The organism is Embleya sp. NBC_00896 (assembly GCF_045207785.1).
GTDB lineage: Bacteria > Actinomycetota > Actinomycetes > Streptomycetales > Streptomycetaceae > Embleya.
Genome location: NZ_CP108776.1, coordinates 2,482,560 through 2,505,274 on the forward strand (window position 1 = coordinate 2,482,560; position 22,715 = coordinate 2,505,274).

Here is a 22,715-nt window from a genome sequence, read left to right on the forward strand (position 1 = left end):
GGCGGCTCCGCCCTTCAGTCGACCGAGCCACCGCGACGGGCACACGGACACGGTTCGCGCCCCACAATGCCGCAGGTGACCGCCGTCTGCGCGATCAGGTCCCACCCTCCGTGCACATGCGGGGTCGTGTCCAGGTAGTCCGGCCCCAAGAGATCGTTCAATTCCGGGCAGAGCTCGGAACTGTAGAAGTCGCGCCGCAGCTCGGTCTTGCACCGCTCGACCGTGGCCTTGGCCATGTAGAGCATCTCGCACAACTCGTCGGTGGTCCGGGGACGCTTGGTGGGGCGGCCGTGGATCCAGTCGCAGGACATCCCCGCGAGCACCTCCAGGCGGACACCGCTCAGCTTGCGGCGCAGTTCCCCGGGTCCCTCGTCCATGGTCTGCGCGGTCGTCATCACCTCTTGCACACCGCGTCCGCCGAGCGGATGCACCGCGCGCCAGGTGAGCACGATGCTGCGCCGGCGGGCGAGGTCGCTGACGGTGATGGTCCCCGCCGTCCGCGCGGACAGCGGCAGGATCGCGCCGTACGGCACGTCCTGCGAGGTCTCCCCCTGCTTGATCCGCACGATGGCGACCGGGGTGTCCCGCTGACCACGCGGCCACTCCACCGTCCAGCCGCGATCCTCGCTGTACTCGAAGACCAGGTGCCGACGCGAGACGAACAGCCAGTCGTGCGGCGTCAGCAACGGGCGGCACGCGGTGGGGTCGCGGCCCACGACCAGGCGGGCGCCCACCTCGCTGCGGGTGCGCGCGCTCTTGGGGCCCGGCAGCGGATCGCGTTCCGCCTCGCGGCCGTCCGCGAGCGCGGCGAACGACATGTTCAACTCCAGCATCGTCCCCCCTCCTCTCCCATCGGCCGGCTCTCCCTCGTCGTCGGGGTCACCGGGAGCCGGCGTGTGGCGCGTCGGCACCGCAGGGGCAGGGACCGCGCCCCGTTATCCCGTGCGTGACCGCCGTCTGCGCTATCAGGTCCCAGCCTCCGTGCACATGACGCACGGTGTCCAGATAGTTCGGGCCGAGCAGGGAGTTCAGCTCCGGGCACAGGCCCGAGCTGTAGAATTCGCGGCGCAGTTTGGTCTTGTAGCGCTCGACCGTGGCCGCCGACAGGTGCAGCAGGTCGCAGAGTTCCTTCGTGGACTTCGCGCGCTTGACCGGACGCCCGTGCACCCAGTCGCAGGACAGCGCGGCCAGCACCTCCATCTCCGTCTCGGAGAGTCGGTTCTGCAACACGAACGGCGCGACGTCCTGGGTCTCGGGGACGCCGACGTCGGGCTCGGTGGGCTCGTCGCCGGGCCGTTGCGGCAGGGACACCCGCCACTCGACCAACACCCGCCGGCGGCGGGCGAGGTCGGTGACCACGACCCGGCCCGGGCGCAGCGAACCCAGCGGCAGCGTCGCGCCGTACGGCACCGGTTCGGACACACCCTCGCGGTCGATCTGCACGAGCGCGACCGGGCGCGGGTGCGAACCCTGGAGCCATTCCACGCTCCAGCCCCGCTCCAGCGAGTACACGAACTCCAGGTGCACGCGCGATACGAAGCGCCAGTCCTTCGGTGTGACCAGCCCACAGCGCGACGGGTCCCGGCCGATCGCGATCTTCTTGCCCGGCTCGCTTTGCACCTTCACCGTGCGCGGCCGGGCCAGGTCCGACTCCTGCTGGTCGGCGTCGTCCGACGTCGCCACGGTGAGGATCAGTTCGAGCATCGCCATCCGTCCGGTCTCGTGCCCCGCGCTGGGGCATCGCCCATCTTCGCCCGGTGATCCGTCACCAGGCCGTTCCGCCGTCCGACCGTAGAGCCCCGGGGCCGGTCGACGCATCACCGGGTTGCTCGCGGGGGTCCGCGCCGGAGCGATGACCCTCGGGTACGGGCAGTGCGTCGCATTCGACCACGACTGCCGTGGCGTCGTCGTCACCGCTCTCGACCGCGGTTCTGGTCAAGGTCGTTGCCGCGTGGAAGGGGTCGCCGTGCACGAGGTCGGCCACGGTCTCGTCGGGCAGGTGGCCGACGCCGTCCGTGGCGAGGACCACACGGTCGCCGGGGTGCAGTTCGATCCGCTGGAGCTCGGGGTCCGGCGCCTGCGAGCCGCCGAGGGGCGTCGAGGTGAGCAGCCAGGGACGGCCGAACTCCGCGGCGTTGCCCTGCTCGGTGAGCCGGAACGCCCGCCCGCCGCGCACCAGCCAGCACACGCTGTCGCCGCAGCCGGCCAGGTGCAGTCGGCCGTGTTGCAGGACGGCGGCCACCACGGTGGTGCGCATGCCCTCGTACTGCGCGACGCCGTGTCGGCGCACGGCCAGGTCGGCGACCGCTATGGCGGCGCTGAGCCGGTCGCTCCAGCCCGCGGACAGGTCGGCGGCGGCCAGTTCGGACACCAGCGTGCGCACGGCGACGTCGGCCGCGTACCAACCGGCCGGGTGTCCGCCGAGGCCGTCGGCGACGATGAACACCTCGCCCGTCGCGGCGTACCGGTCGTCGTTGTCACGGGCCGTCAGCTCCGGTCCCAGGCCCCGCCGTTCGCGTCGGGCGGCGCGCCTGCGGCCGGGGTGGGAGGAGGTCGACCACGCGGACGCCTGCACGCCGAGCGGTGGGCCGGCGAGCTCCTCGACGTCGTCGTCGGCCGCCTCCGCGCGGCGCAGGCTGTCGCTGCGCGACGTGGTCGGGACCTCGAGGTCGTCCGCGTCGTCGGCCGGTTCGGCCACCGGGATGGTGCCCGCGGGGGCAGCAGGGGCGGGGGCGGCGGACGGGGGCGCTGCGGGCGGCGCGGGAGGCGCCGGCGGCGTCCTGGGCATCGGCGGCACGGTGGGCGGCGGGGGCGGCACGGCGTGCCCCACGGCCATCGTGGTGTCGGCGGAGCCGGGGACGATCGTGGGCGGCGCGGGCACCGACGGCGGCGGCGTGGGGGTCGCCCTGTCCGGGCGGACCGCGCGCGGGGTCACCGTGTGCGGGGTCGGATCGGGCGTGCGTTCGGTGGGTTCCGGCGCGGTCGCGAAGGTCTCGGCGGGCCGGGGAGCCTGGTCCCACAGGGATCGCGGCGCGGCCTCGGCGACGGGTTCCACCACCTCGGGCGCCGGGTCGGGCTCGGGGTCGGCGGGTTCGTACGAGTCGGCCGGCTCGGTCGCGCGGTCCGACGCGGGCTCGGGCTCGGGTTCGGGCTCGGGTCCGGGTGCCGGCTCGGTCGCCGTCGCCGGGTCGTGGCTCGGTCGCCGGCCGGCCCGCGGGTGCGGCGGCTCGGTCCGGCCGGCCGGCTCCCGGGTCGGCGCGTCCTCGAAGTCGAGGTAGAGGTCGCCGAAGATGTCGTCGTCCGCCGCCGGTGGTCGCTCGGCGCGCAATTCGTCCTGCCGCAGCGTCCGTTCCGGGAAGCCACCGCGAGCCGGCACGATCGTCTCCCGACCCGAGTCCCCTCTGCCCCTCATGTGTCTCACGCTCCACGATGTCGGACCGGAACGGCAAGTCCGGTGCGGCGATAGCACTGCCTCGTTACTGCCTCGTTCAAGCATGCTGCCTCGGATGCGGCCATGGCATGTGAACAGGACCGGCAATTCCTTCGGGTTTACCGAATCATCGGGCCCCGGGGGCTACCGCTGTCCGGTACGCACCGCTTCGGAGCCGTCCGCGAGCAGCCCGGCGAGCGCGTGCCGACCGCGGGCCAGGCGGGCCTTGATGGTGCCCTCGGGCGCGCCCTCGTGCGCGGCGATCTCGGCGACCGACAGGCCGCCCATGTGGTGCATCACGATGGCGCGGCGCTGGGCCTCGGGGATCTTGCGCAACGCGGTGACGAGCGCGACCGATTCGGGCCCGGGCGCGGGCAGGTCGCCGTCCGGGCCGTGCCGGATCCAGCTCTTGAGCGCGGTTCGGGTGCGGCGCCAGCGACTGACCGCGATCCGCTGGCCGACGAGTCGGATCCACGCGACGGGGTTCTCGTAGCCGCTGATCCGGTCCCAGTCCTTCCAGGCCCGGATGTAGGCCTCCTGCGCGGCCTCCTGGGCCTCGCCGAAATCGCCGGTGAGCGCGTACAGGTGTGCGACGAGGGCGCCGTGGCTCTCCGCGTAGAACACGTCGAAGTCGGCGCGACCGCCCGTGTCCCGTCCCATCGCTCCCCCGCGTCCCGTCGCGGCGTGCGTCCTGCCGTGACCCGGTACTTTATCCGGCCCGGGGCACGCACCTGATGTCGGTTCAGGTCGCGGAATGCCCGCCGCGGACGTCTCTCCCCCACCCACGCGAACGAGCGGGTGATCGGTTCCGCGTCGCGGTGACCCGAATGACCGCGGCGAGTGCGAGGACCCCCGCGAGGCCGAGGCCGACGACGAAGTGATGTCGTCGCCGGCGCCGCGCGGCGAGAGCCGCGATCGCGGCCGGGCCGCCGCTCGCCCGCGCGCCGAGGAGGCGGGTCACATCGCGTTCGAGTGTGTCGAACGCGACGTCGAGCGCCCCCTCGTCCGTCATGCTGCTGTCTCCCCCGTCACCGTCGCTCACATCGCGCGACACGTCTTGTACGGTGCACACGCGCGCCGGGCGGTCGAGGTTGCGCGCGATCGAGGACGCGGCGGGCAGCCGTCACGCGTGGCCCAGCGTCTCCTGGGCCTTGCGCTGTATGGCGTCCGACACCACCGTGCGATGAATGCCGCGTGAACTGCGGCCCACCCACACGCGAAGGTGCCCCGGACCATCGGCCCGGGGCACCTCGAACGCGACCGGCGAGGATCAGGCCTCGTTGGTCACCCAGCTCATCATCTTGCGGAGCTCCTTGCCGGTGGTCTCCAGCTTGTGCTCGGAGTCCGCCTTGACGTACGCCTTGTACTTCGGCAGACCGGCCTCGTACTCGGCCATCCACGCGGTCGCGAACGAACCGTCCTGGATCTCGGCGAGGACCTTCTTCATCTCGGCCTTGGTGTCGGCGGTGATGATCCGCGGGCCGGTGATGTAGTCGCCCCACTCGGCGGTCTCCGAGATGGACCAGCGCATCTTCTCCAGGCCGCCCTCGTACATGAGGTCGACGATGAGCTTCAGCTCGTGCATGCACTCGAAGTAGGCGATCTCCGGCTGGTAGCCGGCCTCGACCAGGGTCTCGAAGCCCGCCTTGACCAGCGCCGAGGCGCCGCCGCAGAGCACGGCCTGCTCACCGAACAGGTCGGTCTCGGTCTCCTCGGTGAAGGTGGTCTTGATGACGCCGGCGCGGGTGCCGCCGATGCCCTTCGCGTAGGAGAGGGCGAGCGCGAGGCCGTTGCCCGACGCGTCCTGCTCGACCGCGACGATGCACGGCACGCCGCGACCCTCTTCGTACTGCCGGCGCACGAGGTGGCCCGGGCCCTTCGGGGCGACCATGCACACGTCGACGTTGGCCGGCGGCTTGATGAAACCGAACCGGATGTTGAAGCCGTGCCCGAAGAACAGCGCGTCGCCCTCCTGCAGGTTGGGCTCCACGGCCTCGGCGTACACCTTCGCCTGGACCGGGTCCGGGGTCAGGATCATGATGACGCTGGCCTCGGCGGCGGCCTCGGCGGGAGTGACGACGCGAAGGCCGGCCTCCTCGGCCTTGGCGCGGCTCTTCGAGCCCTCCAGCAGACCGACCCGCACGTCGACGCCGGAGTCCCGCAGCGACAGCGCGTGGGCGTGGCCCTGGCTGCCGTAGCCGAGCACCGCGACCTTGCGGTTCTGGATGATGGAAAGGTCGGCGTCGTCGTCGTAGAACAGCTCGGCCACTTCGGGGTTCTCCTTCAAGACGGGTGTTTCAGGGGCCACGCCCCGCTCGTCATCTTCGCAAATCACGAGCGGGCCGCGTTCCGCTGGTTTGAAATGTGGACCGTGACGGTCCGTCAGAACCGAGGTCCGGACATGTCCGTCAGGCCGAGCGCTCCACCGACCGCAGCGAACGGTCGGTGATCGAGCGGCCGCCGCGGCCGATGGCCACGACGCCGGACTGGACGAGTTCCTTGATGCCGAACGGCTCCAGCATGCGCAGCATCGCGGCCAGCTTGTCCGGCCCGCCGGTGGCCTCGATCGTGACCGCGTCCGGCGAGACGTCGACCGTCTTCGCGCGAAAGAGCTGGACGATCTCGACGACCTGCGACCGGGACTCGTGGTCGGCGCGCACCTTGACCAGCAGGAGTTGGCGCTGCACGGACGCGGGGGGATCGAGCTCGACGATCTTGAGCACGTTGACGAGCTTGTTCAGCTGCTTGGTGACCTGCTCCAGCGGCAGCTCCTCGACCACGGTCACCACGATGGTGATCCGCGAGATGTCGGGGTGCTCGGTGGTGCCCACCGCGAGCGAGTCGATGTTGAAGCCCCGACGCGAGAACAGCGCGGTGATCCGGGCCAGGACGCCGGGCTTGTTCTCGACGAGGACCGAGAGGGTGTGCTTGGACATGATCGCTGGACTCCTATGCCTTCCTGATGCCCTGTCGGCCTGTCAGTCGTCCGAGTCGCCGAAGTCGGGGCGGACGTCGCGCGCCGCCATGACCTCGTCGTTGGAGGAACCGGCCGCGACCATCGGCCACACCATCGCGTCCTGGTGGACGACGAAGTCGATGACCACGGGCGCGTCGTTGATCGACATCGCCTTGTGGATGATCTCGTCGAGCTGGTCCGGGCTCTCACAGCGCAGCCCGACACAGCCCATGGCCTCGGCGAGCTTGACGAAGTCCGGCAGCCGGCGGCTCTGCAGGTCGGTGTTGGAGTAGCGCTGGTTGTAGAAGAGCGTCTGCCACTGGCGGACCATGCCCAGGGTGCCGTTGTTGATGATGGCGACCTTGATCGGGATGTCGTTGACCGCGCAGGTGACCAGTTCCTGATTGGTCATCTGGAAGCAGCCGTCGCCGTCGATCGCCCACACGGTGGTGTCCGGCATGCCGGCCTTGGCGCCCATCGCGGCGGGGACCGAGTAGCCCATGGTCCCGGCGCCGCCGGAGTTGAGCCAGGTGTAGGGCTTCTCGTAGTGGATGAACTGCGAGGCCCACATCTGGTGCTGGCCGACGCCCGAGGCGAAGATCGTGTCCGGGCCGGAGATCGCGCCGAGCCGCTCGATGACCAGCTGCGGGGACAGCGAGCCGTCCTCCGGCAGGTCGTAGCCCAGCGGGTAGGTGTCGCGCCAGCGGTTGAGCGAGGTCCACCAGTCCTGGTAGTCGCCGAACCGGCCGGCCTCGTGCTCGGCCTGGACCGCGACGACCAGGTCGGCGATGACCTCGCGGGCGTCGCCGACGATCGGCACGTCGGCGGTGCGGTTCTTGGAGATCTCGGCGGGGTCGATGTCCGCGTGCACGATCTTGGCGAACGGCGCGAAGGTGTCGAGCTTGCCGGTGACCCGGTCGTCGAAGCGCGCGCCGAGCGCGAAGATCAGGTCCGACTTCTGCAGCGCGGTGACCGCGGCGACCGTGCCGTGCATGCCGGGCATGCCCAGGTGCTGCGGGTGGCTGTCCGGGAACGCGCCGAGCGCCATCAGCGTGGTGACCACGGGCGCGCCGGTCAGCTCGGCGAGGATCTTCAGCTCGGCCGAGGCGTGCGCCTTGAGGACGCCGCCGCCGACGTACAGGACGGGGCGCTTGGCCTCGCTGAGCAGCCGGGCGGCCTCGCGGATCTGCTTCGCGTGCGGCCGGGTGACCGGGCGGTAGCCGGGCAGCTCGGGAGTGCCGTTCCAGACGAACTCGGTGGTCGCCTGGAGCGCGTCCTTCGAGATGTCGACCAGGACCGGGCCGGGCCGGCCGGTGGAGGCGATGTGGAACGCCGCGGCGATCGTGGGCGCGATCTCCGCCGGGTCGGTGACCAGGAAGTTGTGCTTGGTGATCGGCATCGTGATGCCGCAGATGTCCGCCTCCTGGAAGGCGTCCGTCCCGATCGCGGCACTGGCGACCTGACCGGTGATCGCGACGATCGGCACCGAGTCCATGTGCGCGTCGGCGATCGGCGTCACCAGGTTGGTCGCGCCGGGGCCGGAAGTGGCCATGCACACCCCGACCTTGCCGGTGGCCTGCGCGTATCCCTCCGCGGCGTGGCCGGCGCCCTGCTCGTGCCGAACGAGGATGTGGCGCACCTTCGTCGAGTCCATCATCGGATCGTAGGCGGGAAGAATCGCGCCCCCGGGGATGCCGAAGACCGTGTCCACCCCTGCGGCTTCCAGGGAGCGGATCAGCGCTTGGGCTCCTGTCACCTGATCGGTCATGCTTTCGTCTCTTCTCGATCTGAAGTCGGCATGTCGAGTGGGGCGCGAGGCCCGGACCCGTCGGACTGCAACAAAAAACCCCCCGTGCCGTTAGGCAAGCGAGGGGGGCGCGCGAACCGACTCGGTGGTCAGTTCACGCGCTTCTCAAGTACGAGGATGCGGGTCTGCATGCCCGCGACTCTCCCTCCGAGCCCGCGTACGTGTCAAGCCGAGCCATCGCGTGTCTCAATATTCGGGACATGTTGTCCAGGACTGACGGGGCGTCATGGTTGCGGCGATCGGGCGACGGGTCACAGATGCGGCCTGGGGACCTGGACGGGGAGCGCCGCGCGCGTCTCCGGGATCGGTTCGGGACGGGGACCGCGGACCGCGCTGTTGCCGGGCGAGGTCTGGCCGAGCACGTCGAAGATCGCGTCGCCGGACACCGCCGGGTGGAACCACGTGCCCTGGCCCTGCTGGCAGCCCATTTCGCGGAGTATGTCCACCTGCGCGTGGTTGTCGATCCCGGCCGCCACCAGGGTCAACCCGGAGTCCAGGCCGAGTCGGACGATCGTCGAGGTGAGCACGGTCAGGTGCGGGCAGGTGCCGACCTCGGCGACGAACGAGCGGTCGATCTTGAGCGCGTCCACCGGCAGCCGGCGCAGATACGTGAGCGAGGAGTGCCCGGTGCCGAAGTCGTCGAGCGAGAGCCGCACGCCGAGCCGGCGCAGCACCGCGATCCGGCCGAGCAGCAGTTCGTCGCCGTCGGGCAGGACGTTGTCGGTGATCTCCAGGGTGAGCGCGGCGGGCGACAGGTCGGCGCCGCGCAGGGTCTCCTCCAGGACGTCGAGGAAGCCGGACCCGGTGAGTTGGCGGGCGGCCAGGCCGACGGTGACGCCGATGTCGTGGCCGGCCGCGCGCCAGGTCGCGGCGGCGAGCGTGCTCTCCTCCAGCAGCCTGCGGCCCACCGGCGAGAGCCGGCCGTCCACCCCGGCGGTCAGCCGGACGTGGTCGGCGCGGCCGGGCACCGTGCCGTCCTCGATGGTGCACAGGGTCGCCTCGACGTGGCGCACGCGACCGGTGTCGAGGTCGACGACGGGCTGGTAGGCGATGCCGAGTCGGCCGTCGCGGTCCACCCGGCGGCGGCCCGCGGCCCGGGCCGCGCGGCGCTCGACGTCGGCGTCCATGTCCGGCGTGTAGACCTCGACCCGGCCCTTGCCGCCGTCCTTGGCGCGGTACATCGCGGCGTCCGCGTGCCGCATCAGGTCGGCGGGGGCGATGCCGGGGGCGGAGAAGGCGATGCCGATGCTGGCCGCGACCCGGACCTCGCCGTCGGCGATCCGGTACGGCGAGGACAGCGTGGCCAGCAGGCGCTCGGCGATCTCGCGGATCGCGCGCGGGCTGGGGTCGCCCACGAGCAGGGCCGCGAACTCGTCGCCGCCGAAGCGCGCGACGGTGTCGCCGATCCGGACCGCGTGTTCGAGCCGCCGCGCGGCCTGGACGAGAAGTTCGTCACCCGCGGTGTGGCCGTAGTTGTCGTTGACCGCCTTGAACCCGTCGAGGTCGAGGAAGAGCACCGCGATCGTGGGGGTGACCCCGCGCCGCTGGGCGAGCGCGTGCTGGATCCGGTCCTCGAACAGGGCCCGGTTGGGCAGGTCGGTGAGCCGGTCGTGGAACGCGTCGTGTTCGAGCTGGGTCTGCAGCTTGATCCGGTCGGTGACGTCGCGGCTGTTGAAGATCAGCCCGTCGCCGTAGCGGTTGACCGCCGACTCGGTGTGCAACCAGGTGCCGCCGGCGGAGCGGATCCGACACTCGACCCGGACCATTCCGGCGTGCGCCTCGCCGGGCCCCGCGCCGTCGAGAAAGGCGCGTAGTTCGCGCTGGACCCGCGCGCTCTCCTCGGGATGGATGAGCAGTTCGAGCCGGGTGCCGACGAGCTCCTCCGGCTCGAACCCGTACACCGGGCGGACCGCGTGGCTGACGTACTGGAGCACGCCGTCGCCGGCCGCGATCATGATCACGTCGCTGGAACCCTGGACCAGGGACCGGAAGTGGCTCTCCTTGGCCGACAGTTCCTGGGCCATGAAGACGTTGTCGACGAGCGTGATGCCCTGCCGCAGCACCAGCGCGACCAGGACGGTCGCACCGACCGCGAGCACGACCCGGTCGGGCGCGTGTCCGGCGACCGCGCCCCCGAGCACGCCCGCGGTGCACACCGCGGCGGCGATGTACGGCGTGAGCGCCGACAGCATCGAAATAGTCCGATGTCGGGGCCGATCGTGTTCCGTGACACCCTCCCCCATCCAGGGCGCGATCGCGAGCAGCAGGCTGCCCGCGAACCAGCCGGCGTCGAGCAGGCCGCCCGAACGGTAACCGCTGTTCAGGCCCGGCGTGGTCCACAGCGCGTCGCTCATGACGGTGACCGCGAGCCCGATCAGGGTGAGGTTGAGTGCGGCGCGATCCCCCGTTTCGGCTCGAAATCGCAATCCGAGGACCATGCTGATCATCAGGATGTCGAGCACCGGATAGGCCAGTGTGAGCACGATCTTGAGGACGTCGGAGCGGTCGCCGCTGGTATTGCGGGCGAGCGCCAGGCTCCAGCCGAGCGTGAACAGCGAGCCCGCGATCAGCCAGCCGTCGAGGGCCATGCACGTCCACGCAGCGATGCCGCGCGGGCGTTGGGCCACCAGCAGCAGGCCGACGATCGTGGGCGGCGCGAAGAGCAGGAAGATCACGTCGGTGGGGCCCGGCGTGGGCACGGGGACGCCGAGGAACACCTCGTACCAGCCCCAGATCCCGTTGCCGAACGACACCATCGTCGCCGAGAAGGCGAACAGCGCCCACGACAACCGGGCCCGGCCGCGCTCGTGGATGGACTTGAACAGGCAGGAGATCGCCGCCACGGCCGCCGCGGCCGCCAGGCCGAAGTCGCCCATGGCAAGCGACAGCGTCGGATTGCCCCAGCCTAGGAGCGCGCCGATCGCGTACATGAGGCACAGCGGCACGATCAGGTACTTGAGCTGCCGCTGTGCAGGGGTGTCGGCCAAGGTCAGCAGCCGCACCGGGTCGTCATGGCTCGGCCACCGCAGCAGTGGTCCCCCGGCATTCCGCACTCCCCTCTGCCCGAAGTCGCCACCACGGCGCTCCATGGCACTGCACCGGCTCCTCATGCCCAGCCGTCAGGCGGGGCGGTCGGCTCCGGCGCGACGGCGGTGCCGACACCCGACCGTGCGCGTCCCACAACGCCCCACGACTCGGACGATACACCAACCCGTCACTGTGAGCTTGCCTTACTCAACACAGAGTAACTAATGATGCCCAGCATGGGAGTCCCTTCCCGTGCATTTGTGACAAAGTCCCGACACTTGCCGGAAAAAGAGGCCCTGATCAGGGCAAACCTGGGAGTTTCAGCGCTCCGACGAGCACTCGCGGGGGCACTCCGGACCCCGTTCGGACCGGGTCGAGGGTCGGCTTCGGGGTCGGGGAGGCGGGTGGACGCGAAGAACTCGGACGGCCGAAGCGCGGGCCGGCGCGCGGGGTCGCGGGGTGCTCGGAGCGGGGTGTCGGGACATCGCGTGGGTGGACGGGCCGGTCACGCAAAACGCCGGCGATCGCGCGTGATCGCGCGATCGCCGGCGTCCGGCAGGGCCTTGGTCGTCGAGTCTCACTCGCGCCGGAGCAGGACCGCGCCGGGTTCGCGCGCGACCTCCACGAAGCCCTGCGTGAGCAGGTATCTGATCCAGTAGCGCGCCCAGTCCTTGTTGTCGCCCCACACCTCGATCGCCGCGTAGCCGGGACCGGGCAGGAGCGTCGGGAAGTCGGTGACACGCGCGCGCGACGTCAGCTGCGGCGCGAAGCTCTGGGTCGCCGCCACCACGGCGTCGTCGGGCACCTTGTCGAGCACCCTGTGCGCCGCGTGCACGCGGTCCTGGACCGCCCACGCGCGCCCGTGCAGCAGCTCCATCAGCGGGTAGTCGCGGGCCAGGGCCATCGACACGGCGAGCGGCACGATCGCGGCCTTGGCCGCGTACCGGCGCAGCCAGTCGACGTGCGTCGCCCGCAACCTGACCACGCCGTCCACGAACGCCGCGAACACGATGGGCATCAGCACCGCGCTGTAGTGGAAGTACGTGCCCCAGTAGAACTCGTTGCCGGAGCTCAACCGCCACAGCAGCGTCGGCACGACCAGCGCGATCAGCGGCGAGTGCAGCGCGATGAACCCGGTCGGCAGGAGCAGCGTGAACAGCGTCATCCACTTCTGGCTCGGGAACACCATCGACTTGGGCAGTTCGATGATCAGCTCGGTGATCGGTACTTCCCCCAGGCCCGTGCGCGGGTCCGCCTTGCCGGAGGGCTGCGACGTGTCGAGGTTGCCCCAGAACGCGTACGTGTCGTTGGGGTTCACCGCCGGCAGCAGGACGAAGACCGCCAGCGCGAACGCGGCCACCCCGATCACCACGTGCGCGACGGCGAGCTTCCAGCGCTTGAGCAGCAGCAGCGGCACGGCCGCCGCGGCGAAGGTGAGCCCGAGGTCCTCCTTGACCAGCAGCAGCGGCAGCCACCAGGCGAACGTCTGCCCGTACCGGCCGAGCATGAAGCGTTCGAGGCCGAAGGCCATCAGCGGTACCGCGAACACGATCTCGTGGAAGTCGAACGCGATCGCGGACTGGAGGCCCCAGGACAGCCCGTACGCGACGCCGACGCTCGCGCCGCCGAGCGGACCGAACGCGCGTGAGCCGATCCGGGTGATCGGCACGATCGAGAGCGCGACCACGAACGCCTGGGCGACGAGCAGGGTCCCCGCGGACGGGAAGATCCGGTAGATCGGGCCGAGCAGCGCCAGGATCGGGTGGAAGTGCTCGCCGAGCACGTTGAACCCGGGCCCACGGATGTCCGACACCGGGGCCTCGAAGTTCGAGTACGCCCGGATCACCTGTTCGAACAGGCCGAGGTCGTAGGAGTGCGTCTCCATCCGACGGTGCCGCAGCAGCGAGTACGTCGAGTAGATCGCGAAGAACAGCGCGGCGAGCGCGTACGGGACCGCGCGGGGGCCGATCCACCGCCTGGCCTCCTCGACCACCGTGCGCAATCGGCGGTCGTGTTCACTCGAACGAGGGGCGATGAGGGCCGTCTCACCGGTCCTCGGCGAGGTCGCTCGCGGGATCGGTTCGGCGGCGTTCGGTGGGGCGGACCGCTCGTGAACAGCGCGGTGCACCGTCCCCCTGTCGTCCATGTCTCTCCGTCCGGGTCGGCGTGCGCGGGGCACACCGTAGTGGTGCCGGCCCCTGTATCCATCCAGCGCCCGACCCGGCGGTTTTGGTTGTCAATCCCGGACGATGTTGGCCAGTTTCACCCCTTCGGACCAGCGTTCGAGCTGCTCGCGGATCAGTCGAAGCGCGCGCGGCAGGAAGGCGGACGAGCTGCCGCCGACGTGCGGACTGATCAATACACCGGGGGCGAAGCGCAGCGGGTGGTCGGCGGGCAGCGGTTCCGGGTCGGTGACGTCGAGCGCGGCGCGGATCCGGCCGGCGGTGACCTCGACGAGCAGGGCCTTGGTGTCCACGACGGGGCCGCGCGCGACGTTGACCACCAGCGCGCCGTCGGGGAGGCGGGCGAGGAAGTCGGCGTCGACGAGGCCGCGGGTGTCCTCGGTGAGCGGGACGGTGAGGATCACCACGTCGGCGCGCGGAAGCAGTTCGGGCAGTTCGGCCATCGCGTGCACCGGCCCGCGGTCGCCGGCGCGCGCGGTACGGGCGACGCGTACGACATCCACCTCGAAGCCCTGGAGGCGGCGGTCCACCGCCTCGCCGATCGCGCCGTACCCGATGATCAGCACGGTCTTGTCGGCCAGCGCGGGGTAGAACCCGCCGAGCCACTCCCCCGTGTCCTGGCCGCGGACGAACCCCGGGATGTCGCGCAGCGCGGCGAGCGTGAGCGCGAGGGCCAGTTCGGCGGTGCTCGCCTCGTGGATGCCGCGGCCGTTGCACAGCACGACGCCGGGCGGCAGGTACGGCAGCGCGTGCTCGTAGCCGGCGGTCAGCGTCTGGATCGCCTTGAGCCGCGGCATGTGCGCGATCTGCTTGAGCGGCTCGCGGTCGAAGGTGTAGGGCAGGACGTAGAACTCGACGTCGGCGGCGCTCTCGGGGACGGGCCCGCCGAGGCCGTCGTAGACGTCGATACCGCCGCCGGTGCCGCCCCCGTCGGCGCCGCCGAGCCCGGTGGGAATCGGGGCGAGCTGTTCGAGGGTGTACGGGACCCAGATCCTGCCGTCGCTGACCATGACGAGCACTCTAAATGTCGTGTCGGGGTCCTCCCCCGCAAGCCCGCTCCGCTTAGGGTCGAGGGATCCCGAGAAGGTGGTGTTCGAAGGTGGTGTTCCCGTTGCGCACACGGCATCCGAAGGCTCGCTGGACCTCCCTCGTGCTCGCCGTCGCGGTGACGGCCGGCCTCACCGCGTGCGGGGGTGACGGGTCGTCGGACAAGAAGACGACGGCCACCCACTCGGCCGCCCCCGCCCCGGACGCCCCGGCGCCGAACGTACCGGCCGGACCGACCGCGACCAGGATCGCCGAGCCGGTCGTCGCCGGCGAACTCGCGCGGGACCTGAACACGCCGTGGGGCGTCGCGTTGCTGCCGGACAAGGACGCGCTGGTGTCCTCGCGCGACACCGGCACGATCACCCGGCTCGGCCCCGGCACGCCGATACCGGTGGTGGTCGGGACGGTGCCCGGTTCGGTCCACCGCGGTGAGGGCGGTCTGCTCGGCATCGCGGTTTCCCCGACCTACGCGAGCGACCACTACCTGTACGCCTACTTCACCACGGCACAGGACAACCGGATCGTCCGGATGACGTACGTGCCGGGGCAACCGCTCGGGCCACCCGAGGTGTTGCTGGCCGGGATTCCGGCGGGCTCGAACCACAACGGCGGCCGGATCGCCTTCGGTCCGGACGGCATGTTGTACGCGGGCACCGGCGAGGCCGGTCGCAAGGACCTCGCGCAGGACCGGGCCTCGCTCGGCGGCAAGATCCTGCGGCTCACCCCCGAGGGCAAGCCCGCGCCGGGCAACCCGTTCCCCGGTTCACCGGTGTGGAGCCTGGGCCACCGCAACGTGCAGGGCCTCGCGTGGGACTCGACCGGGCGGCTGTGGGCGGGCGAGTTCGGCCAGGACACCTGGGACGAGTTGAACCTGATCCGCTCCGGCGCGAACTACGGCTGGCCGGCGGTCGAGGGCACCGGCGACGACCCTCGGTACATGAACCCCGTGGCCCAGTGGGCCACCGACGACGCGTCGCCGAGCGGGATCGCGATCCAGGGCGACGTCGTCTACCTCGCGGGCCTCAAGGGTCAGCGGCTGTGGCAGGCCCCGATCGAGGGGTCGACGGTGGGCGAACCGAAGGCGTACTTCCAGGGCAAGTACGGCCGGCTGCGGGCGGTGGTGTCGGTGGGCCCGGACGAGCTGTGGCTGGTCACGAACATGACGGACGGGCGGGGAACGCCGCGCAAGGGGGACGACCGGATCCTGCGTCTGGTCCTGAACTGACGGACGTGGCGGGCTGGTTCATCCGGCGGCGGCCGCGGCCAGGTCGGCGAGTTCGACCAGCGTGCCCTCGAAGTCGGCGGTCAGGTTGGCGAGGATCACCCACGCCTCGGGGTTGGGGCCGATCCGCTTGGCGAGGTCGGCGAACGCGGGACGAGCCGTGCTCGGCGCCCAGTGGTAGGCCTCGACGGCCACCGACGCCGCGAACGCGTGTCGGGCCGGGCGCGCGTGCAACACGATCTCGGACGCGTCGAGTTCGCCCGAGGTGACCGCGCCGACGAGCCAGGAGTACCACCCCTCCAGCGGGGTCTCGCGCACGCGTTCGGCGGCGGGTCGACGGTGCTCGGGGACGGGCGGTACGGCTCGCGGGCCGCGATCCCAGCGGGCCCGCAACTCGCGCAGCGGGGTGGGGTCGTCGGCGGCGAGCGCGGCCTCGGCGGTGGTCGCGATCCGCTCCGGGAACAGGTCGCGGTGGTTGGCCAGGATGTCGCCGGTCACCAGCGGGTCGGCACGCTCCCACAGGCTCAGGACGATGTCGATCCAGTCGATCCGCCGCAGCCGCTTGGGGTCGCAGCGCGGCAGCGCGTAGTGCACCAGGGCCGGATCGCCGGACAGCGTGAAGGCGGTGTGCTCACCCCCGTACGGGGGTTCGTTGAGGAGTTGGATGCGCAGGTCCGGATCCATCGGGCTCCGAGGGCGACCCGCGCGGCGCCCGGCGTAGATCTCGCGCCGCAGTTCGGCGGTGACGCCGGACCGGTTGGCCACGAGCGCGCGGTCGATCCGGTCGTCGCCGAGGTCCTTCAGGCGAGCGGCGTAGTCCCGCCCCAGTTGCTGGTGCTCGGCCAACGCTTCGAGCAGCGTGGCGTGGCCACTGCGGAAAGCGGCCTCGGCGACGTTCGCGAGCGGGGGCACGCCCCCGGGCAACAGCGCGACGACGGCGCCGGCGTCGAGGTGCGGGAGGAGCACGATCAGTTCCTCGGCATCGAGCCGGCGCAGCAGGAACACCACGCTCGGCCGCACGGCGGAGGGAACCCGGATCAGTGGCTTGCGGGTGGCCCCGCGCCCACGCCCGCCCTCATCCGCGCCGTGTGCGACGGCATCCGCGAGCAACTCGGGCAGACTCCCGGCGAAGCGCGGCAGTTCGCGCGCGAAATACGCCCACGCGGCCGGGTCCACCCCGACGGTCGCAACGATCGCGGGCCGCAGCAGCTCGTGGATCGCGGTCGTACCGGTGACGTAGGCATGCTCGCGCGCCGCGACGGCCAACACCTGCAGGGCTACCCGGGCCGGCCGCATCCGCGCCAGGATCTCCGCCGGTGTCAACACCCCGGCCCGCAACGCCGGTCCGACCTGGTCGAGCGCCTCGACCCGGGTGACCGGCAGTTCGGGCGCGTGCAACACACCGGTGCCGCCCGCCCACCGCGCGGTGTGCGCAAGCACGGGATGCGCCCGGATCAGCCTGATCGCCTCGTCGGCCCCGACCCCGGGACTCCGGAGCACCGCCCGCCCCCGATCGAGCGCGTCGGCCTCCCCACCGCCTTCCGCACCCACCTCGACCGCGTCGGCAGCCTCGGCCGCGTCGACCGCCGGTGCGGCCTGCTCCTTCGGCGCGAAGGCCGCCGCCACGACGGGATCCCCACCGGCCTCGATCAACCGACACAACTGACCGGCCGTCAACCGCGGATTGGCCGCGGCCAGGGCGATCTCCGCACTCGTCCCCCGCGTGGCGACCGCCTCGACAAGCTCATCCGAGAGCCCCATCGAATGCCCGACGATCGCGCCGACCCCGTACACGCCCGCCAACCGTGCGAAGACATCCCCGACGTCCGCCCCGCAAACCTCACGCAACGCCAACACCAAGCCCCGCTCCATGGGCCCCCTTCCACCGGCCCACACGCTAGTGCCCGCCTCGGACGCCCCCGGGCGGGTGCCCCGCGGCCCCGCCGGCCCTCGTCCCTCCCTACCCGTCCACCAAGTGCAGCCGGTGGGCCACCGCCGCCGCTTCGCCTCGGCCCGCCACCTCGAGTTTGGCGAGGATGTTGGAGACGTGGACGCTGGCCGTCTTGACGCTGATGTACAGCTCCTCGGCGATCTGGCGGTTGCTGCGGCCGTCGGCGACCAGCCTCAGGACGTCGATCTCGCGTGGGGTCAACGTCGGCAGCGGTGTGCCGGCCTCGCCCTGGGTGGTCGGGGCCAGCCGGGCTCGTCGGGTGAGCAGGTCGATCAGTTCGCGCAGTGTCTTGGCCTCCAGGCGGCCCGCGACCGACGCGGCCGCGGCCAGGGGCGACGCCGCGGCCTCGCGGTCGCCCTGGGCGAGCAGCGTCTCGGCGTGGCGGAACCTGGCCCACGCCGTGCGGTAGGGCTGCTCGGTCAGTTCCCACGCGGAGACCACGCCGCCCCAGCGTTCGGCGTCGTCGCTGCCCGCCGCGCGCGCCAGTTCGGCCTTGACGAGGCACTCGTACGCGGCGTCGAGCGGGGAGTCGACGGCCAGCGACCGGGCCATCGCCGCGATCCGCTCGGCGATGTCGTGCCGGACCTTGAGCTCGGACTCGCGCGGCCGCACCGCCGACGCCCGCGTGTCCGCCTCGATCGCCGCCGCGTCCGCGAGCAGCGCCCACATGTAGCGCTGGTGGCCGGGCGGGCACCCGATCACGTCCAGCGCCGCGATCAACGCCTCCCGTGACTCGTCGAGCCGCCCCTGGGCCTCGGCCACTCGGAGTTCCGCTCGCGCCAACGGTATTCCGTACTGCGCCTCGACATAGCGTGACCCGGCGATCAGACGCGACCGGCGCAGGTGCTGCGCCGCGGCCCGCACGTCGCCGCGGGCCAGGCACAGGTCGACGAGCTGTAGTTCGAGGTGTCGGGTCGTCTGTGGTCCCGGGTCCAGGTCCAGGGTCTTCTCGACCAGCGTCTCCAGGCCGGCCCAGTCCCCGGCCGACAACAGCGACTCGGCGAGGTTGCCCAGTGCGAACGACCCCGACGTACGGGTCAGTCCGCGCACCGCGGCGAGGTTCATCGCCCGCCGTGCGGCCTCGGCCGCTTCCCGGTGCCGCCCCAGCCCTTCCAGCAGCGAGGACCGGTTGCTGAGGATGTGCACGAGGCTGTCGGGCTCGCCGCTCCCCTCGGCCCCCTCCTCGGCGAGGCCGATCTGTTCCATTCCCTCGTCGATCCGGCCCATGTGCACCAGGGCGCACGCGAGCGTCTTGCGGACCTCGGCCTCGATGCCGGCGGAGTCGACCGTGCGGGCGCGTTCGAGCGCGATCATCGCCTCTTCGATCGCCTTCTCGCCGCCCCCGTCGAGCATCCGGTCGCGGGCGATCTGGGCGAGCACGCGGGCCTGTTCCATCGACGGCGGCAGGCCCTCCAGGATCGCCTTGGCCCGCTGGAGTTCCGGCACCCCCGACGAGCGGCACAGGTTGCGTAGTCCGCTCGCCTTCTCGCGCCACAGGAACGCGGCCAACTGGGGTTCGGCGACCGAGTCCACGAGCGCGAGCGCGCGCTTGCAGAAGTGGATCGCCAACTCGCGTTCGCTGCCGAGCCGGGCCGCGGTGACGGCCTCGATATAGATGTCCAGGAGCCGCCGCCCGGTCAGCTGCTCGGGCTCGGGCACCTGCTCCCACAGCAGCAACGCCCGCTCGAGCAGGCGGGTGCGCTCGTCGAACGCGTAGCGCTCGCGCGCCGCCTCGGCCGCGGCGAGCACCGCCGGCAGCGCCTTGACGGGCATGCCGGCGTGGAACCAGTACGTGGCCACCCGGCCGCGCCGCTCGTCGCAGGAGACCAGATCGGGACAGCGCTCCAGCGCCTCGGCGAACGTCGCGTAGAGCCGGACTCGTTCGCCCGGCATCAGGTCGTCGCGGATTGCCGTACGCACGAGCGCGTGCCGGAACTGGAACTCGTCCCCGATCGGCACCAGCACGTGCGCGGACACCGCCGCGCGCAGCGCCTCCTCCAGCCGGTCCGGGTCGAGCCACGAGACCTCGGTCAGCAGCCGATGGCCGACCGTCGCCCCGCCGATCGCGGCGAGCCGGATGACCTTCTGGGTGTCCTCGGACAGCTCCTCGATCCGGATCAGCAGCAGATCGCGCAACGTGTCGGAGATGCCGGTGAGTTGGCCGTCCCGGATGCTGCACGCGAGTTCTTCGACGAAGAACGCGTTGCCCTCGGACTTCTGGAAGATCTGCCGGACCAGCCGACGCGGCGGATCCTCGTTCAGGATGCCGCGCACCTGCTCGCCGACCTGGGCCCGGGTGAGCCGGCCGAGGTCGATCCGGGCGACGTTGTGCACGCGGTCCAGCTCGGCCAGGAACGACCGCAGCGGGTGCCGCCGGCCGACGGCGTCGGCCCGGTAGGTGCCGACGATCAGGATGCGGCCGGTGCGCAGCAGCCGGAACAGGAAACCGAGCAGCTCGCGCGTGGAGGAGTCGGCCCAGTGCAGATCCTCGATCGCGATCACGAGCGTGCGGTCGGTGCCGAGCCGCTCCAGCAGCCCGAGCATCAGTTCGAACAGTCGGACCCGGTCGAACTCGCCGTCGCGCGCGATCGTCCCCGGCGCGAGGTCGGGCAGCAGCCACGCGAGGTCGCGCTCGCGACCGGCCACCGCCTCGGCCAGGTCCGGGCCGATCCGACGCGAGAGCGTGCGGAGCGCGGCCGAGATCGGCGCGAACGGCAGACTCTCCGCGCCCAACTCCAGGCAGCCGCCCACGGTGGTCACCGCGTCCTGCTGCTCCGCGCGCTCCAGGAACTCCTGGAGCAGGCGCGTCTTGCCGACACCCGCCTCGCCTCCGACGAGCACCACACCCGGCGTTCCCTCGTCGGCTTCGCGCAGCGCCGTGAGGAACCGCGCCATTTCCAATGACCGGCCTACGAACACGGGAGAAACAGAAGTACTCGCCACAGTGCCGAGCATGTCACGTTCCCCCCGTTCGCAGCCCGGGATTTCACGCCCGGCGAAACCCGTTTGCGCAGGTCAACCAAGGGGTTTCGCCGGGCGTGGCATGCGTCACGTCGTCACCGCGTGTGCAGGTGCAGGTTCCAAATGCCCCACCCGGATACGCCGCGATCGGAACTGAGCCCCCCGGCGCCTCGGCCGCTTCGCCGGGCCTCGCGGCGCGCCATCCGCGCCGCCTTGGCCTCGCCCCGCCGCGTCCGCAGCGCCGCGCGGACCATGCGGTCCTGGTCGGCGGTCGCCTGCAGCTCGCGCTCACGGGCCCGGAAGAGTTCGTACTCCATCATGATGTTCGGCCTCCTGATCACCGAGCCGGTCTGTCCGGCTCGTGGTACGAGCCTCGCGTCCCAGTGGGGCCGCTGACATCGGTCGGATGCCGCATCCCCGGTCGCTCGGCTCGCCCTGAGGCGATCTAAGACACCTCAGACGAACCGCGTACCGGGCTCGAACAGATGTAGGACGAATCCCGGTCGAACATCAGAGAGCGCACAGCAAAGAGAGAGCACGGCAAAAGAGCGGGCCACCGCCACGGAGGGCCACAGCCACAAGAAGGCCACGCAAAGAGAGGGCCTCCGATCGCAACGCGACCGAAGACCCTCTCCACGTGCGACCGTCAGGCCGCGCCCAACCGCTCCAGGATCAGTTCCCGCACGCGCGCCGCGTCGGCCTGCCCGCGCGTGGTCTTCATGACCGCGCCGACCAGAGCCCCCACGGCCTGCACCTTGCCGCCGCGGATCTTCTCGGCGATGCCCGGGTTGCCCGCGATCGCCTCGTCCACGGCCGCGCCGAGCGCCGAGTCGTCCGAGACGACCTTGAGCCCGCGCGCCTCGACCACCACGTCCGGGTCGCCCTCGCCGGCGAGTACGCCGTCGATGACCTGCCGGGCCAGCTTGTCGTTCAGCTCGCCGCTCTTGACCAGCGCCGACACCCGCGCGACCTGGGCCGGCGTGATCGGCAGCGTCGCGACCTCCACGCCGCGCTCGTTGGCCCGGCGCGACAACTCGCCGAGCCACCACTTGCGCGCCGCGTCCGAGTCGGCCCCGGCGTCGATCGTCGCCAGGATCACGTCGAGCACGCCCGCGTTGACCATCGACTGCATCTCGAAGTCGTTGACGCCCCACTCGCTCTGCAGCCGCGCGCGCCGCAGCGACGGCAGCTCGGGCAGCGTGGCGCGCAGTTCCTCGACCCACTCGCGCGACGGCGCGACGGGCACGAGGTCGGGCTCCGGGAAGTAGCGGTAGTCCTCGGCCTCTTCCTTGATCCGGCCGGCGGTGGTGCTGCCGTCCTCCTCGTGGAAGTGCCGGGTCTCCTGCACGATCGTGCCGCCGTCCGACAGGACGGTGGCGTGCCGCTGGATCTCGAAGCGGATGGCCCGCTCTACCGAACGCAGCGAGTTGACGTTCTTGGTCTCGCTGCGGGTGCCGAACTTCTCCCGGCCCTTGGGCCGGAGCGACAGGTTCGCGTCGCAGCGCATCTGCCCGAGCTCCATCCGGGCCTCGGACACCCCGAGCGCGCGGATCAGTTCACGCAGCTCGGCCACGTACGCCTTCGCGATCAGCGGGGCGAGCTCGCCCGCGCCCTCGATCGGCTTGGTGACGATCTCGATCAGCGGGATGCCGCAGCGGTTGTAGTCGAGCAGCGAGTAGTCCGCGCCGTGGATGCGACCCGTCGCGCCGCCCATGTGCAGCGACTTGCCGGTGTCCTCCTCCATGTGCGCGCGCTCGATCTCGACCCGCCACGTCTTGCCCTCGACCTCGACCTCGAGGTACCCGTCGAAGGCGATCGGCTCGTCGTACTGCGACGTCTGGAAGTTCTTCGGCATGTCCGGATAGAAGTAGTTCTTCCGGGCGAACCGACACCACTCGGCGATCGAGCAGTTCAGCGCGAGACCGATCCGGATCGCCGACTCGACCGCGACCGCGTTGACCACGGGCAGCGCGCCGGGCATGCCCAGACACGTCGGACACACCTGGCTGTTCGGCTCGGCGCCGAACTCGGTCGAGCAACCGCAGAACATCTTCGTCGCGGTGCCCAGCTCGACGTGGACCTCCAGGCCCATCACCGGGTCGTAGGTCTCCAGCGCGTCCTCGTAGGACAT

At 71.4% G+C, this 22,715-nt stretch carries 15 protein-coding genes and 1 pseudogene; 1 reads left to right on the forward strand and 15 read right to left on the reverse strand.

Annotation, left to right across the window (positions count from 1 at the left end):
* Window positions 1-14: 14 nt before the first annotated feature.
* From OG928_RS11055 to OG928_RS11105, 11 genes and pseudogenes are all read right to left on the reverse strand, one after another.
* A complete protein-coding gene (locus OG928_RS11055; protein ID WP_406282379.1) occupies window positions 15-833 on the reverse strand; it encodes a hypothetical protein in 819 nt (272 codons plus the stop codon).
* A 46-nt stretch (window positions 834-879) separates the two neighbouring features.
* On the reverse strand, window positions 880-1,710 hold the full coding sequence (locus tag OG928_RS11060; protein WP_406282382.1) for a hypothetical protein: 831 nt from the start codon (window positions 1,708-1,710) through the stop codon (window positions 880-882).
* Window positions 1,711-1,765: 55 nt separating this feature from the next.
* Complete coding sequence (locus OG928_RS11065) at window positions 1,766-3,412, reverse strand: PP2C family protein-serine/threonine phosphatase (RefSeq protein WP_406282385.1); 1,647 nt, start codon at window positions 3,410-3,412, stop codon at window positions 1,766-1,768.
* Window positions 3,413-3,574: 162 nt separating this feature from the next.
* Window positions 3,575-4,090 (reverse strand): SigE family RNA polymerase sigma factor, encoded by a 516-nt coding sequence (locus tag OG928_RS11070; protein WP_406282388.1) that lies wholly within the window; start codon window positions 4,088-4,090, stop codon window positions 3,575-3,577.
* An 82-nt stretch (window positions 4,091-4,172) separates the two neighbouring features.
* Window positions 4,173-4,442: a hypothetical protein gene (locus OG928_RS11075; protein ID WP_406282391.1), complete on the reverse strand. Its 270-nt coding sequence runs from the start codon at window positions 4,440-4,442 to the stop codon at window positions 4,173-4,175.
* Window positions 4,443-4,700: 258 nt separating this feature from the next.
* Complete coding sequence (gene ilvC, locus OG928_RS11080; protein WP_406282394.1) at window positions 4,701-5,699, reverse strand: ketol-acid reductoisomerase; 999 nt, start codon at window positions 5,697-5,699, stop codon at window positions 4,701-4,703.
* A 139-nt stretch (window positions 5,700-5,838) separates the two neighbouring features.
* Entirely contained in the window at window positions 5,839-6,366 is a 528-nt protein-coding gene (gene ilvN, locus OG928_RS11085) for an acetolactate synthase small subunit (RefSeq protein WP_406282396.1), read from the reverse strand.
* Between the two features lie 42 nt (window positions 6,367-6,408).
* A pseudogene (locus OG928_RS11090) lies at window positions 6,409-8,187 on the reverse strand (acetolactate synthase large subunit); the annotation flags it as partial.
* Between the two features lie 257 nt (window positions 8,188-8,444).
* Entirely contained in the window at window positions 8,445-11,282 is a 2,838-nt protein-coding gene (locus OG928_RS11095) for a putative bifunctional diguanylate cyclase/phosphodiesterase (protein WP_406282399.1), read from the reverse strand.
* Between the two features lie 515 nt (window positions 11,283-11,797).
* Entirely contained in the window at window positions 11,798-13,213 is a 1,416-nt protein-coding gene (locus OG928_RS11100) for a DUF2079 domain-containing protein (RefSeq protein ID WP_406290895.1), read from the reverse strand.
* Window positions 13,214-13,456: 243 nt separating this feature from the next.
* Window positions 13,457-14,413, reverse strand: coding sequence for a 2-hydroxyacid dehydrogenase (locus OG928_RS11105; protein ID WP_406282402.1), 957 nt, complete (start codon window positions 14,411-14,413; stop codon window positions 13,457-13,459).
* Between the two features lie 101 nt (window positions 14,414-14,514).
* Between OG928_RS11105 and OG928_RS11110 the strand changes: the two genes are divergently transcribed.
* Complete coding sequence (locus OG928_RS11110) at window positions 14,515-15,675, forward strand: PQQ-dependent sugar dehydrogenase (protein WP_406282405.1); 1,161 nt, start codon at window positions 14,515-14,517, stop codon at window positions 15,673-15,675.
* A gap of 18 nt (window positions 15,676-15,693) precedes the next feature.
* Here OG928_RS11110 and OG928_RS11115 read toward each other — a convergent pair whose 3' ends face one another.
* The 4 genes from OG928_RS11115 to gatB all read right to left on the reverse strand — a co-directional run bounded on the left by OG928_RS11115 (window position 15,694) and on the right by gatB (window position 22,715).
* Window positions 15,694-17,544, reverse strand: coding sequence for a hypothetical protein (locus OG928_RS11115; protein WP_406282408.1), 1,851 nt, complete (start codon window positions 17,542-17,544; stop codon window positions 15,694-15,696).
* Window positions 17,545-17,632: 88 nt separating this feature from the next.
* A complete protein-coding gene (locus tag OG928_RS11120; RefSeq protein WP_406282411.1) occupies window positions 17,633-20,578 on the reverse strand; it encodes a helix-turn-helix transcriptional regulator in 2,946 nt (981 codons plus the stop codon).
* Between the two features lie 101 nt (window positions 20,579-20,679).
* Window positions 20,680-20,904 carry a hypothetical protein gene (locus OG928_RS11125; protein WP_406282414.1) on the reverse strand — a complete coding sequence of 75 codons (225 nt, stop codon included), beginning with the start codon at window positions 20,902-20,904 and terminating at the stop codon, window positions 20,680-20,682.
* A 326-nt stretch (window positions 20,905-21,230) separates the two neighbouring features.
* Window positions 21,231-22,715: an Asp-tRNA(Asn)/Glu-tRNA(Gln) amidotransferase subunit GatB gene (gatB, locus tag OG928_RS11130; RefSeq protein WP_406290897.1), complete on the reverse strand. Its 1,485-nt coding sequence runs from the start codon at window positions 22,713-22,715 to the stop codon at window positions 21,231-21,233.